This is a genomic window from Geobacillus sp. CX412 (assembly GCF_027942335.1).
In the GTDB taxonomy this organism is placed as follows: Bacteria; Bacillota; Bacilli; order Bacillales; family Anoxybacillaceae; genus Parageobacillus_B; species Parageobacillus_B toebii.
The window spans coordinates 3159135-3172627 of the sequence record NZ_CP103461.1 but is presented as its reverse complement, the minus strand read 5'-3'; the positions used below and the strand labels follow the sequence as shown (position 1 = coordinate 3172627).

The window sequence follows — 13493 nt, the reverse complement described above, 5'->3', positions numbered from 1 at the left end:
TAAATTTTTTTGGGGCGTGACGGGTGCGACTTCGCGATGAGTTTACGAAACATTTATCATCCGGTTGAAAAAGACGGGATTGTAGAAATGCAGATTATCGCGATCGGACCGAGAGATCGCAATGAAGTGCATGAAATGGCAAAATCGAGACTTCATCTTTTTTTTGAAGAAGTTCAACAACGTGAAAGATAATTTGAATTCTTCCCACAATACGTAGGGAGGGTATTTATTTTTTAAAACCCCTCTATTTTAGCGGAGCAACAATTATATTGTGATTTGATTTACAATATCCTGTCATTTCGTGTCGATACTCCGTCAAAAAATGGCGGGGTTCCGACACGATGTTGGCGGTGAAGGAACAAGGGATCATAAATATAATTGAGTATAGGGAGCATTCCTGTTAGAAGTTTTTTCGGGGACTTGAATAAAAAAGCCCTCTTGGTATGATTCGGGGGTGTCAATCTGTGAATTGACCCCTAATTTGAATACCAAGGAGGACTATACATGCATTCTATCTCAAACAAGAAGATTAATCAAGTCACCGAACAAACGCTGGTTGTTGGGATGGATATCGCGAAAAAGAAGCATTATGCCTGCTTTGTGGATGAGCGAGGGAGGGTGCTGAAAAAATCGTTTCCCGTTCCGCAATCCAGAGAAGGGTTGGAAGGGTTGTACCAGTGCATCGTGAAAGTGATGGAGGAATTTGAAAAAACGGAAGTGATCGTTGGCATCGAGCCAACGGGACATTATTGGCTCAATCTCGCTTACTTTCTTGACGAGAAGGGCATTCCTCTCGTGATGACAAACCCGATGCACGTGAAGCGCTCCAAAGAGCTGGACGACAATCTTCCAACCAAGCACGATGCGAAAGATGCGCTCGTCATTGCCCGATTAGTAAAAGACGGCCGATTCAGCTATCCGCGTATTCTGAAAGGGATGGAGGCGGAGCTGCGCGTAGGGGCGACATTTCGCTCCAAATTGGTGGGAGAACAGGGAGCAGTTCGAAATCAGATGATTCGCTGGCTTGATCGATATTTTCCGGAATTTTCCCAAGTTTTCCCGTCATTTGGGAAAATGGCGCTCGCGGTGCTGGAATATACGCCATTTCCGAGTGATCTGGCAGGAAAAGAGCTAGAAGAGGTTCTCGCCCTTTACCGGCAAAGTGAGGGGTTACAATCGCCGCAAAGGCCGAAAGCGAAGAAGTTGATGGAATTGGCCCAACACTCCATTGGCGTAACGGAAGGGCAACAGATGGCCCGTATCGAAATTGCCACGCTTGTCCGCCGGTACCGCCAGCTGGAAAAAGAGATCGAGGCATTGACAGAACAGCTGATTGAACTAGTTCAAACCTCCGTCGAATACGAATGGCTGAAGACCGTTCCGGGCTTAGGCGATGCGACCATCGTAGAACTGTTATCAGAGATCGGGAGTTTCTCCCATTATCAGGATCCGCGGCAGCTTATCAAATTAGCGGGCCTGACGCTGCGGGAACATTCCTCCGGCCAACACAAAGGGCAAAAACGGATCTCGAAGCGTGGAAGAAGGCGGTTGCGCGCCCTTCTGTTCCGGGTGATGATGCCGATGATCCGTCACAACGAAGCGTTTCGGCAGCTGCACGACTATTACACGACACGTCCTGATAATCCGTTGCGGAAGAAGCAATCGATTGTGGTGTTATGCGGAAAATTATTGAAGGTATTGCACGCTGTATGTACGAAGCACCAAGCGTTCGATGCGAAGCGAATGATGCAGGACATCTTTGGCCTCGAAACGGCTGCTTGATGCCTATAGTCTCGATTCTCTAGACAACAAGGATGACACGGAGAAGCTGGCGCGATATCATCCATTCGACCTTGAGTCCCTAAAGGAGCTTAGCCGGCCTCTGCCTGATGACTAGACCGAACGAAGGAATGTAGGCACAAGGATGCCAAGAGACATAGGAGGGTTCGTCATCATCAGCGATGCAGAGATCCAAGGTGCATCCATACGCTTCCCCCACTACAACCAAATTTAACCAGTAGTGGCCGCGAAGCGTACCCAGTCAATGTAAGATATACACATATTTAAGAAATAATGTTAGGAACTTTGTCGAAAAATATTTTTTTGACACCTCTGAAACGGCTACAACCGTTGATATATCAACATTTATAGAGGGAGGCTGAAAAATGATAAAAAAGTATTTTTCTTTACTTATGACATTTGTGATAGCAATAGGGTTAATTTTCCCATTTCCGAACTTGACAGATGCACATAAAGGGACGGAAGAATTTCATGACTGTGAATGCGGTAATAAGGAAGTCGTAGAAAAACCTGAAGGATTTGAAATATTAGAAGAAAATAAGGTTCGACAAGCTTATAGTTCTTTACACAATGAAAGTGAATTTAAAAAAGCGATAAAGTGGTTAAAAGATGAAGGCCTAAAAATTAATCCAAAAACAGGTGCTGGTATTGAAATGGATTCACTCATCCTAAAAATCAACGGAAGGAAGTTCCAACAAGTTGATCACTATGCATGGAGAGCTGATTCGAAAGACAATAAAAATATAGGAATTTTAGTAGTTGTTTTGGATAAAAAAACAAAGGAAGTATTACACTTAAAAGCGGATATTTTTTATAATATAAATGGAGATCGTTATTCACATGTTCAGAGTTATATTATGGGAGAAGGGTTAACGGAAAAAATTCCATTTGAGGTAGCTAATCAAATCAATAGTCCAAATTCAAATACAGTTACTATTCAAAACGTATTTTTTGATCCATGTGTTCACGCTTCTATTTGGGTCTGTTTATATCACTGCGGAATTTGGGCAGCAGCAACAGGTTCTGTAGGAGGAGCCGTTTGTTCTGTTATTCGCGGCTATGCATTTGCATATGCTTGCAGTTAGTCGTTCATAAAACGGGGTGATCCACATCTTTTGTAGAATCTTTTGGTCTGTAAATGTGTCATTGGCAGGTATTTTAATCGGGTATTGTTTGTATTACACATTTCATAAAAAAATTTCAATTTTTTTAATAGTTTTACTGTTGTTAGGCATATCTCATATGATTGTGAGTGTTCTAGGATACAAGAAATATGTGGGTAAAGGATTCCTGTTTAAATAGCCAAGATGCTAGGCACCTATCGGTAACCGATGGCTAGTTTATTACGCAGTGGTCGTGACAGTGATTGGCTTCTTGCTCTTGTATTGCGGTGTGTCGAAAGTTCCAACCAGCACGTCGGCTTATATTGACCGAGGTGACCGCTGTGTCCGTTCTGCTTTTGCCTGCCCCTAGAAGCGTTCCAATGTGGGTGTCTAGCTGGTTGCTATTTGTGCTGTTAGTCATTTTCATCACAGTTCTCCGGGAGGAATCGCCCGATTCAGCATTCCATTCATCCTCCACACGGGTACAATCCTAATTCAATCCTCTCCATATTATCTGGTTAAGAATAGCTGTAAGCTGACGTCAGTACTCAACAGGCGTCAGCTTGTTTAATGAACACCTAGCACACGAGTGTTAAGTCCCCGGACAGCGAAGGAACTATTAGTGTAAACTTTCACCCATGGTGCTAATTGAACTCTATTGTTCAACTTGCCCAAGGATAACGAACGTGTAAGTTGGGAAAATATCATCTAATGCTGTTTTAAAACCTTCTACGCTGTTTGCACGAATCGATGCAATGGGAAACGAGTCCATAAGCACTGAAAAAGTGGCTTCCGCGATTTTGCGTTTTCGACGCATCCATTGTGCCCACTTTTTTCTGTGATTTCTATTCGATTCTAGAAATAGGATAACTGGATAAAACAGGTTTATCAGATAGTATATTGTGAAGCTCTTTTTGTCAAGAAAAGAGGGGTGTTTTAGAATTTCTATCGATTGGAAGAAGGAATTTCACGAATTTTGTTGTAATTTATCTATTGGAAATATTTGTGTGGGATGTTGGTGAAATCATGGAAAAAGAGATAAGGTGAAATTCAAATGACTACTTTATTTGTAAACGAAGTCAAAAATCAAAGTATCGATATAGGGAATATGGGCCGCTATCATTTTGAGTTTCTTCAGCCGATTTTGGAACATAAACGCTTTGTCTTCCTTGGGGAGAGCAGCCATTGCGTCAAAGAATACAGTCTAGCAAAAGTAAGCCTGATTAAATATCTTCATGAAGAATTGGGGTTTCATGTACTTGCCTTTGAAAGCGAATTGGGGCCATGTATGATCGGCGATTATCTGTCTGATCAACTTGATTCTAAACGTTTTATGGCGGGTACCATTGGGCGTGTGTGGCAAAATGAATTTGTCCTTGGATTATTTGACTATATGAAAAAAATGAAGCAGGAGCGGCCGCTGTATTTTACTGGTGTGGATGTTTATCAAGGAAAAAAGGAGAATTTGTTTTCGGAATTCCTCGAGTCTTATTTAACGGGTCCGACCAAACAGAAGTTTGTCGATTTTGAAAAGCGGGCGATCGAGGTTTTGATTGCAGCCGATAAACGGAAAATCAAGCGTTCAATGCGCCGAAATATAAGGGAAGAGATGGAAAGTAAGGGCATGGAATTGATTGAGGAACTCAAACAGCATTGTTTTCCGGACAGCAAGATTTATAAAATTGTCCTCCGTACGATGGAAAATAGAGTAAATTACTTGAAAGCAACTTTAGAAAAAAGTTTCTCGAAACTTTTTGAGTATCGGGATGCATTAATGGCAAAAAATCTAGAATTTTTAGCACAGGAAATATACCCAAATGAAAAATTTATCATTTGGGCACATAACATGCATATTAGCAAAAATACTTCCGCCAAGCGCCTGTCTGCCTATAAATCGTTTGTGGAAAACCTCTCCCAAACGATTAAGGAGAAAAGTTTTGTATTGGGGTTGTATGCAAAGGAAGGCAAAATGCTGGATTATACAGGTAAGGAATATCCAATAAAAAAAACGAATAAAAAACATTTGGAAAGCCTTCTTGACCATTCCCCTTATCAAAATAGTTTTATTCAGTGCAATGGAAACTGGGCACAGAAAAAGTGGCGGGCCTATGAAGGCGGGGGAATGCCTACTTCCTTTGTACCTGCACAACAATATGATGGGATTTTATTTTTTAAATATGTTTCCCCGGCTTACTTTGATGTTTCGGAGAGGAACAGAGAAGAGTAATTTAACATTTTTCCCGAGAAGCCTCCCTTCCTCTAAACAGAATGAAGGTGGGAGAGGTTCATTTTTTCCGTTAGATATTTTTATTTCTATAACGGGTCTTTACAGCATATATCAATATAATAAAAATAATCCAGCGTGGATGAACTATGCTTTGATTTCCCTTGTTTTGACTTTTTGTTCTGGCTTACAAGCCATTGCATTTTGGGTTTTCCGCAAAGATTTTGACATCACTTGGTGGGCTGCCAATTTGTATTTGATGATTTACCCGTTGTTTTTTATTAAAGATTTTATTGCCGAAAAGAATAAGGACCGTCTGTGAAGGTATGATGGATCAAAATCGTTGGTGAAATGCGGTTATGACTTATTTAAGAAAAAGGAGAAAGAAAATGTTTTTTCCTTCAAAAAAGGATTTATGGATGACTATAATCATTTGGTCAGTCATATTAGCGTGTATCATACCTCCTATCTTATCTATCGAACCTATAGGAGTCATCATGCTACCATCAATTTTGGATACTAAACCGGTTACAACAGTCATAATGGTTGTTCCTGCTATATTATTAGCATGGATATGGTTTGGAACTGGTTATAAAATTGAAAACTCAAAACTAGAGATTCAAAGCGGTCCCTATAAAAAAACTATTAATATAGATGAAATCAATAAAGTACGCAACACCAAAAATCCCTTTACAGCACCTGCTTTATCTATGGACAGGATTGAGATTAGTTACGGAAAATATGAATTTATCACCATATCTCCGAAAAACAAAAAAGAATTTATTCGTCAGCTTCTAAAGGTAAACCCTCGAATACAATTGGATAATCAAGATGGTGTTGCAAAACTAGAGTAAAAGCTCAAAATTATGTATAAGAACCCGTGGTGCTAGTTGAGTGTTAACGCTCAACTAGCCCAAGAACAACAAGCGAGTAAGCCAGTAAAATACCATCCAGCGCCGTTTCAAATCCAGAAACCGAGTTCGCTCGAATCTCGGTGATCCGATACGAATCGACTAAAATCGAAAACACGGTTTCCACCACTTTGCGTTTTCGCTTCATCCACTGTTTCCATGCGTCCGATTGGCGAATTCGCTGATTTTTTCGAACGGGCGTCCCAAATACTCTTCGTACAGCTTCTTTTGCAGCGTTTGGCTGAATACCCTTTGCCACCTAGTTATACGGATGTGGAATTTGCGTCATAACGGTTTCAGCGGCCACCCGGTCGTGACAAGACGCTTCGGTGACGACATATCCCATCGGAAGCCCTTGGTCGGTGACCTGCAGATGAAGTTTCAACCCATAGAAAGCAGTCTTTTTGGAAGCACAATAGCCAATATCGGCGATTCCACGAAACCGTTTGACGCGATGCATTCGAGCTGAATGACACCGCTCGATCGGCAAGCTGTCCACGACCGCATACGCATGGTTTGCCCGCGTTTGGCCAAGCTGGTGCCGCATCCACTTGATCGCAAAGCCAAGCGCTCGGCAGCGACGGTTGTACCGAGAACGCTCAGGGAACAAGTCCTTGGGAAACAAATTCCCAATCACAAACCGATGCCAAGCCCGTTCGGAAGTGAAGCCCAACAACTTTCCAAGGACATGGACGGCGATGATGACCTCGTCCTTCTGTTTCAACAAATGACGATTTCGACGTTGAAGAGGAATCTGGATACTCGATAGTTGAGCGGATACAAAACACAAAATCGCTGCATATTTGTTTTTGAAGTTTGACCCGATCTGTTTAAAATGAAAGTGCTCTTGCATGGGAACTTCTCCTTTTCAATGTTTAATTGCACTTTCATTTTAAGGAGATCCTCATGCAAGGGCTATTTTTATGCTTGTCTGATTTTATCTAGCACCACGGGTATATATGACTTATTAAAAAGGAGATAAACACATGTTTTACTGTAAAAGTAATATTTCTTCTGAAATCGATTGGTTAAAAGATCATACATACAGTATACAATTGCATGAATTAGATGGTCATTCCGATTTGTATTTTTTAAAACCTTTACTGCAGAATAAACGGATCGTTTTTTTGGGAGAGAATGGCCACGGTGTGGCAGAGCATAGCCTGATTAAAACAAAGATGATTAAGTACTTGCATAAAGAATTGGGGTTTCGAGTTTTAGCATTCGAAAGCAGTTTTAGTGACTGCAGCTTATGCTTTTATCAACAAGATCAACTGGATATAAGGCAATGGATGAAACATTCTTTGTTTAAAGTCTGGCATACGGAGGAAGTCGAGACTCTCTTTCATTATGTGAAGGAAACACAATTATCCAATCAGCCTCTCATCTTAACAGGATTGGATATTCAGCCCGCTTCGAGCGATCATATTACCGGCAAGTTTCTCTCAAAAATGTTTTCAAATATGGATAAGGCCTATGGTGAGAAAATAGTAGAGTTGGAACAAGAAATGCTTTACCAATATGTCAATTCCCGTAGTCCGTCCATTTCCAAAAAGGAACGTAAGCGAAAATGCAAAGAATTGATGGCTCTTTATCAAGAATTCCTCTTTTTATTAGATAAAAACAGTCTTGAGTTACAAAATAAGTTTGGAAAAGATGCTTTTTTGCTTGTGAACCGAATTTTGCAAAACCGAATTTTCCTTATGCAGATGATCTCTTCCCATTTCATGAAAGCGATAAAAATCCGAAATAAGGCAATGGCTGACAATATTTCATGGCTGGCACAAGAGATGTTTCCTAATGAAAAGATAATAATATGGGCGCACAATGGGCATATAATGAAGCAATCTAGGAGATTACTAGGGTTTCTATCGACATTTTCTTATTTACCTCCCAAAATCAAGGAATTCTCCTATACCATTGGGTTTTTTATGTATAGCGGGCAAGCAGCGGAAAATAATCGCAGTGTATATGAAGTACAGCAGCCTAGCCAAGACAGCATCGAGTTTCGAATCAAGCAAGTAGGACATGAAATTGGCTTTTTAGATATCTCTCGGCAAAGAAAAGTGCCTCAAAATCGTTGGCTTTTCAAGCATACTTACACGATGCATGAAGGGAAGCAATTAAATCTTATCAAGCCTATTGCTTGTTACGATGGACTTGTCGTTTGTGCGAAAACATCTCCTCCAAAGTACATCAATCTAAATTAAAGCAGGAAGATTTTTCGCATTACATGTTATTCATTTCTTTTGTCATTTTGTCAGCAAGTTAGGTTTGGATTAAAATTCCGACATGAGCAAGCTTTTTTGCCATTTCCTTGAATGAAAACGCCATCGGACAATAAATTTGTTCGCCATGCGTTTCACGGTTCAGGATCGACATGTCTAGGTCCTCAAGAAAAATATTGCTGCCTATGACAGAAAAGAGGTCTTTACTATGATCACCGATGTCGGCGTTAACTTAGTGATGTTTTCTTTTCCATCATGTTAATTCCCAGCCTCGCCAATGCAATCCAAATTCCTTCCCTTTTAGCTTGTTAATTCATTACTTTGCTAACCTGTTAAAATATGGTAAAAAATAATTGACAATAAAAGAATGAAGCTGTTACAATAATAGTAAGTTATTAGTTTATTTAGAAAATTTTAAAAATAGGTGCTGATTTGCGTGTTGAAGCAGGCAAAAGGAAGAATTGGCCGCAATGCGGTGCTCTTGGCGCTTTTCGAAGAGGAAGAAGAAGGAAAAATCACCGCTCATTTAGACAACTTGCAATGGCGTTATTGCAAAGGTAAAGTCGGTTCAATGGAACTGCAAAAAATTGTTGCTTCCGTTGAAACGGCAGCGAAGCGAAACAATGTTGTAAACGGCGAGCTATATCGAGAAATGCACGCGCTGTATCATGCGGTAGTTGAGGCGGTGCAAGGCGTAACGAGAGGACAGGTCGAGCTAGGAGATTTAATGAGAACCGTCGGTCTTCGTTTCGCTGTTGTCCGAGGAAACCCGTATGAAAACAGCAAAGAAGGAGAATGGATCGCCGTTGCCTTATATGGTACAATTGGCGCACCGATTCGCGGGCTGGAACATGAAACGATTGGATTGGGAATCAACCATATTTAAAATAGGAAGCCTATAGTTTTTTAGTCATGAGGAGGCTACATTCGCAATGTGTGTATTGCGGATATAGCCTCCTTCTTTATTCCGCTAAAGTGCGATGGAGAGGGTGGGAAAACATGGTCGTTTTAACCGGTCATACGTTAACGCTAGAGGAAGTAAAACGGGTATTGTACCGTGATGAATTGGTCATCGCTTCTAAAGAGAGTATGGAGGCGGTGGAGCGAAGCAGAAAAGCGGTGGAAGAGATTGTGGCGAATAAAAATGTGGTGTATGGCATTAATACAGGATTCGGAAAGTTCAGCGACGTCTTGATTGCCGCTGACGATGTCGAAGAACTGCAATGGAATTTAATTCATTCGCACGCATGCGGCGTGGGGGAGCCGTTTCCGGAAGAGGTGTCTCGCGCCATGCTCCTTCTTCGTGCTAATGCCCTTTTAAAAGGGTATTCCGGTGTGCGTCCAATCGTTATTGAACGGCTGTTGGATTTATTGAACGCCAAAATCCATCCGGTCATTCCACAACAAGGCTCGCTTGGGGCAAGCGGCGATCTCGCTCCGCTTTCTCATCTGGCGCTTGCCCTTTTAGGAGAAGGAGAAGTGTTTTATCGAGGCAAGCGAGTTCCCGCTATAGAAGCATTATCAACAGAAGGCATTGCACCGATTACGTTAAAGGCGAAAGAAGGATTGGCGCTTATTAACGGCACTCAGGCAATGACGGCGATGGGAGTGGTGGTTTATTTAGAAGCGGAACAGCTGGCGTATGAAAGCGAAGCGATTGCCGCTATGACGATCGAAGGCTTGCGCGGCATTATTGATGCATTTGATGAACATGTGCACCTCGTCCGCGGTTACAGACAACAGGTGGAAGTGGCAGCAAGAATTCGCGATTATTTAGCGGGCAGCAAATTGACGACAAGACAAGGCGAGTTGCGTGTGCAAGACGCTTACTCGCTTCGCTGTATCCCGCAAGTGCATGGAGCTTCTTGGCAAGTGCTTGATTATGTAAAAGAAAAGCTGGAAATTGAAATCAACGCAGCAACGGACAATCCGCTCATTTTTGAAGGAGGAGCGAAGGTGATTTCCGGCGGGAATTTCCACGGTCAGCCGATTGCGTTTGCGATGGACTTTATGAAAATTGCTATTGCTGAGCTTGCGGACATTTCAGAGCGTCGAATAGAACGGCTGGTAAATCCGCAATTAAATGATTTGCCGCCGTTTTAAGCCCGGCTCCAGGTTTGCAGTCAGGAGCGATGATTATGCAGTATACTGCAGCGTCGCTCGTATCCGAAAATAAAACGCTCGCTCATCCGGCGAGCGTCGATTCGATTCCATCGTCTGCGAATCAAGAAGATCATGTAAGCATGGGCACGATCGCTTCCCGCCATGCGTATGCCATTTTACAAAACACAAGGCGGGTACTTGCGATTGAACTGATTTGTGCCATGCAAGCTGTTGAGTATCGCGGTGTGGAAAACATGGCACCGAAGACGAGAAAGCTTTATGAAGCAGTACGAAATATCGTTCCATCCATTACAAAAGATCGCATCTTTTCCAAAGATATCGAAGCAACAGCGCAATGGTTGAAAGGTGTTGACTGGCCCTTTTTTCTTCAAACCATCACACCAACCAATCAATATTCATAGGGGGGAAACGATGATGCGCAACATTAAAGCAAAAAAAGGTCTTGAGCTAGAGTGCAAAGGATGGGAACAAGAAGCTGTTCTTCGCATGCTCTATAACAATCTAGATCCGGAAGTTGCCGAGAAACCAGAGGAGCTTATTGTATACGGAGGCATTGGGAAAGCGGCACGAAACTGGGAAGCGTTTGACGCGATTGTAAAAACGTTAAGAGAGCTTGAAAAAGATGAGACGCTCCTCATTCAATCAGGAAAGCCGGTTGGTGTGTTTAAAACGCATGAACGTGCGCCCAGAGTCCTTATTTCCAACTCGGTCCTTGTCCCTAAATGGGCAAACTGGGATCATTTCCATGAGTTGGATAAGAAAGGGTTAATCATGTACGGACAAATGACAGCGGGCAGTTGGATTTACATCGGGACGCAAGGAATTTTGCAAGGAACGTACGAAACGTTTGCTGCAGTGGCGAAAAAACATTTCGGTGGAACGTTAAAAGGGACGTTAACGCTCACAGCTGGTTTAGGAGGAATGGGAGGTGCGCAGCCCCTTGCAGTAACAATGAATGAAGGGGTTGTCATCGCGGTTGAAGTCGACCCAAGCCGCATTCAAAAACGGTTGGATACAAAATATTGCGATCGCATGACCTATTCATTGGATGAAGCGCTTCTTTGGGCGTATGAGGCGAAAGAAAAAGGCGAACCGCTATCGATCGGACTTGTCGGCAATGCTGTAGAAGTGCATCATGAGCTGTTAAAACGCGGTGTAAAAGTGGATATCGTCACTGACCAAACGTCGGCGCATGACCCGTTGAACGGGTATATTCCAGAAGGGATGTCACTGGATGAAGCGGCAGCATTGCGCAAGAGCAATCCAGATGAATATGTGCGCCGCTCAAAACAAAGCATGGCCAAACATGTAGAAGCGATGCTTGAGTTCCAAAAACGCGGAGCGATTGTATTCGACTATGGAAACAACATTCGCCAAGTGGCGAAAGATGAAGGGGTTGAGAATGCGTTTGCGTTTCCAGGGTTCGTTCCAGCCTATATTCGCCCGTTATTCTGCGAAGGAAAAGGACCGTTCCGTTGGGCGGCATTATCGGGTGACCCAGAAGATATTTATCGGACAGACGTACTAATTAAAGAACTGTTCCCAGAAAATAAGGCGCTTGTTCGCTGGATTGATATGGCGCAGAAGAAAGTAGCATTTCAAGGGCTGCCTGCTCGAATTTGCTGGTTAGGATATGGTGAGCGGGTGAAAATGGGGCTTGCCATTAACGAATTGGTGCGCAAAGGAGAGTTAAAAGCACCGATTGTCATCGGACGCGATCATTTGGATTGCGGTTCAGTTGCTTCGCCAAATCGCGAAACGGAAGCGATGAAAGACGGAAGCGACGCCATTGGCGACTGGGCGGTGCTCAACGCTTTGATTAACACGGCAGCTGGTGGTTCATGGATTTCCTTCCATCATGGCGGCGGTGTTGGCATGGGCTATTCACTGCATGCCGGAATGGTTGTTGTTGCGGATGGGACAGATTTAGCAAAAGAACGTTTAGAGCGCGTGTTAACGACAGATCCCGGCATGGGAATTATTCGCCATGCTGATGCTGGTTATAAGCGAGCGATGGAAGTCGCCGATGAAATGGGCATCACGATTCCGATGCGAAAGTACAAGTAGGGAGGAGTTTACAAATGTCTCATTTCGATACGCTCATTACAAACATTGGACAGCTTTTAACAAGGAAAGAAAAAAGCAGGATGGATTTTGCAAGCATGAAAGAGGATGCTTGAGTGAGCATTCTCTTTTTCTGTTCATAGTGCCAGGCACCTAAGAAGTCGCCGCATCATTCGGAACCAAACAAAAAAGCTTCCTTCTTGTCGAGAGGAAGCAACTTAAACGGTAAACTGATATACCCCGTTTTTTATATGGACGGTTTTGTTTTCCGGCATCCCCGTGATTCCGCATAAAAACGGACGGTTGATAAGAGCATAGTCGATTGGAGCGGTGAGGCTTTTTGCTTCATATAAGCGGATCGCTATGTTTCCGATAGCGAGTTCGAAATAGGCACCAAATTCATCGTTGCTTTCCATTACGGACTGGCGGGGTACATCAAATAAGTGGCAATATTTTTGCAACGACTCGTCAAGGCGGCTTACATTTATTCCAATATACGAAAGAGACGGGGTTCCGATGCTGTGCTGCATAAGCGGTGCCATTTCCGTCGCGCGGGCTTCTTCCGGTTCGCCCCACTGAATAAAAAACGGATAGCGGCATGTGTCATCTTGTTTGTCCTCGATAAACAGCATCGACCAGCTTAATACTTTACCATCTTCACGTTTTCGGCTTCCGGAAAACGGACCAATCGGCTTTAGCCGTTTTGCCTGAATGTGGGCAATGACAGAATAGATATCGTCTGTGCGGAATGCCAATTGTGAAAAGCCTTCTCCTTTATAGGAATCCGCAACGATTTGCTGGATCAATACATTGTCGGAAGTTTTTGCTTTATCAAAGTCCATAAAGCCGATCCATTCAATGTAGCGCAGTTCGGTAAAGTAGTTCAGGCAGTTATACGTCCCCCAAGAAGGATGCTTTCCACCGTTTATAGCGTGAAATCCGATAAGCTGAAATGCGGTTTTTGCTTCTTCCGGATTTTCTGTATAGTGAACGATATGATCAAATGTGACATTCATGTTTTCTTCTCCTTTTTAGCAAA

General features: G+C 42.9%; 9 protein-coding genes and 4 pseudogenes. 10 read left to right on the top strand and 3 right to left on the bottom strand.

The genetic code is table 11. The features are described from left to right. Window positions 1-36 precede the first annotated feature (36 nt). The 3 genes from NXM86_RS16515 to NXM86_RS16505 all read left to right on the top strand — a co-directional run bounded on the left by NXM86_RS16515 (window position 37) and on the right by NXM86_RS16505 (window position 2885). Entirely contained in the window at window positions 37-192 is a 156-nt protein-coding gene (locus NXM86_RS16515; protein ID WP_498958350.1) for a hypothetical protein, read from the top strand. Window positions 193-504: 312 nt separating this feature from the next. Next, window positions 505-1782, top strand: coding sequence for an IS110 family RNA-guided transposase (locus tag NXM86_RS16510; protein ID WP_498958349.1), 1278 nt, complete (start codon window positions 505-507; stop codon window positions 1780-1782). Window positions 1783-2165: 383 nt separating this feature from the next. Continuing rightward, entirely contained in the window at window positions 2166-2885 is a 720-nt protein-coding gene (locus NXM86_RS16505; protein ID WP_498958348.1) for a putative immunity/bacteriocin fusion bifunctional protein, read from the top strand. A 673-nt stretch (window positions 2886-3558) separates the two neighbouring features. Here the strand turns inward: NXM86_RS16505 and NXM86_RS16500 are convergent. After that, window positions 3559-3744: pseudogene (locus NXM86_RS16500) on the bottom strand (IS982 family transposase); the annotation flags it as partial. Between the two features lie 213 nt (window positions 3745-3957). Here NXM86_RS16500 and NXM86_RS16495 point away from each other — a divergent pair. The 3 genes and pseudogenes from NXM86_RS16495 (at window position 3958) to NXM86_RS16485 (ending at window position 5981) form a co-directional block, all read left to right on the top strand. Beyond that, entirely contained in the window at window positions 3958-5130 is a 1173-nt protein-coding gene (locus NXM86_RS16495) for an erythromycin esterase family protein (protein WP_498958347.1), read from the top strand. A 58-nt stretch (window positions 5131-5188) separates the two neighbouring features. Further along, window positions 5189-5449 (top strand): annotated as a pseudogene (locus tag NXM86_RS16490) (DUF5360 family protein); the annotation flags it as partial. 67 nt (window positions 5450-5516) lie between these two features. Then, complete coding sequence (locus NXM86_RS16485; protein WP_062755920.1) at window positions 5517-5981, top strand: PH domain-containing protein; 465 nt, start codon at window positions 5517-5519, stop codon at window positions 5979-5981. A 43-nt stretch (window positions 5982-6024) separates the two neighbouring features. Here the strand turns inward: NXM86_RS16485 and NXM86_RS16480 are convergent. Next, window positions 6025-6891 (bottom strand): annotated as a pseudogene (locus NXM86_RS16480) (IS982 family transposase). Window positions 6892-7024: 133 nt separating this feature from the next. Between NXM86_RS16480 and NXM86_RS16475 the strand changes: the two are divergent. The 4 genes and pseudogenes from NXM86_RS16475 to hutU all read left to right on the top strand — a co-directional run bounded on the left by NXM86_RS16475 (window position 7025) and on the right by hutU (window position 12457). Then, window positions 7025-8248: an erythromycin esterase family protein gene (locus tag NXM86_RS16475; protein ID WP_498958346.1), complete on the top strand. Its 1224-nt coding sequence runs from the start codon at window positions 7025-7027 to the stop codon at window positions 8246-8248. A 454-nt stretch (window positions 8249-8702) separates the two neighbouring features. Then, on the top strand, window positions 8703-9152 hold the full coding sequence (gene hutP, locus NXM86_RS16470) for a histidine utilization transcription antiterminator HutP (RefSeq protein WP_012749025.1): 450 nt from the start codon (window positions 8703-8705) through the stop codon (window positions 9150-9152). Between the two features lie 113 nt (window positions 9153-9265). Next, window positions 9266-10791 (top strand): annotated as a pseudogene (hutH, locus tag NXM86_RS16465) (histidine ammonia-lyase). A 13-nt stretch (window positions 10792-10804) separates the two neighbouring features. Next, the gene (gene hutU / locus NXM86_RS16460; protein WP_498959056.1) at window positions 10805-12457 is read left to right on the top strand and encodes a urocanate hydratase; all 1653 of its coding nucleotides are present in this window, start codon (window positions 10805-10807) and stop codon (window positions 12455-12457) included. Window positions 12458-12672: 215 nt separating this feature from the next. Here the strand turns inward: hutU and NXM86_RS16455 are convergent, their stop codons facing one another. Further along, window positions 12673-13470: a VOC family protein gene (locus tag NXM86_RS16455; protein ID WP_498958345.1), complete on the bottom strand. Its 798-nt coding sequence runs from the start codon at window positions 13468-13470 to the stop codon at window positions 12673-12675. Between the last annotated feature and the right edge of the window lie 23 nt (window positions 13471-13493).

What these genes read in the sequence shown, in the direction of transcription:
- NXM86_RS16515 (WP_498958350.1), top strand. Translation starts at nt 37, where the DNA reads ATGAGTTTACGAAACATTTATCATCCGGTTGAAAAAGACGGGATTGTA.
- NXM86_RS16510 (WP_498958349.1), top strand. Translation starts at nt 505, where the DNA reads ATGCATTCTATCTCAAACAAGAAGATTAATCAAGTCACCGAACAAACG.
- NXM86_RS16505 (WP_498958348.1), top strand. Translation starts at nt 2,166, where the DNA reads ATGATAAAAAAGTATTTTTCTTTACTTATGACATTTGTGATAGCAATA.
- NXM86_RS16495 (WP_498958347.1), top strand. Translation starts at nt 3,958, where the DNA reads ATGACTACTTTATTTGTAAACGAAGTCAAAAATCAAAGTATCGATATA.
- NXM86_RS16485 (WP_062755920.1), top strand. Translation starts at nt 5,517, where the DNA reads ATGTTTTTTCCTTCAAAAAAGGATTTATGGATGACTATAATCATTTGG.
- NXM86_RS16475 (WP_498958346.1), top strand. Translation starts at nt 7,025, where the DNA reads ATGTTTTACTGTAAAAGTAATATTTCTTCTGAAATCGATTGGTTAAAA.
- hutU (WP_498959056.1), top strand. Translation starts at nt 10,805, where the DNA reads ATGCGCAACATTAAAGCAAAAAAAGGTCTTGAGCTAGAGTGCAAAGGA.
- NXM86_RS16455 (WP_498958345.1), bottom strand. Translation starts at nt 13,470, where the DNA reads ATGAATGTCACATTTGATCATATCGTTCACTATACAGAAAATCCGGAA.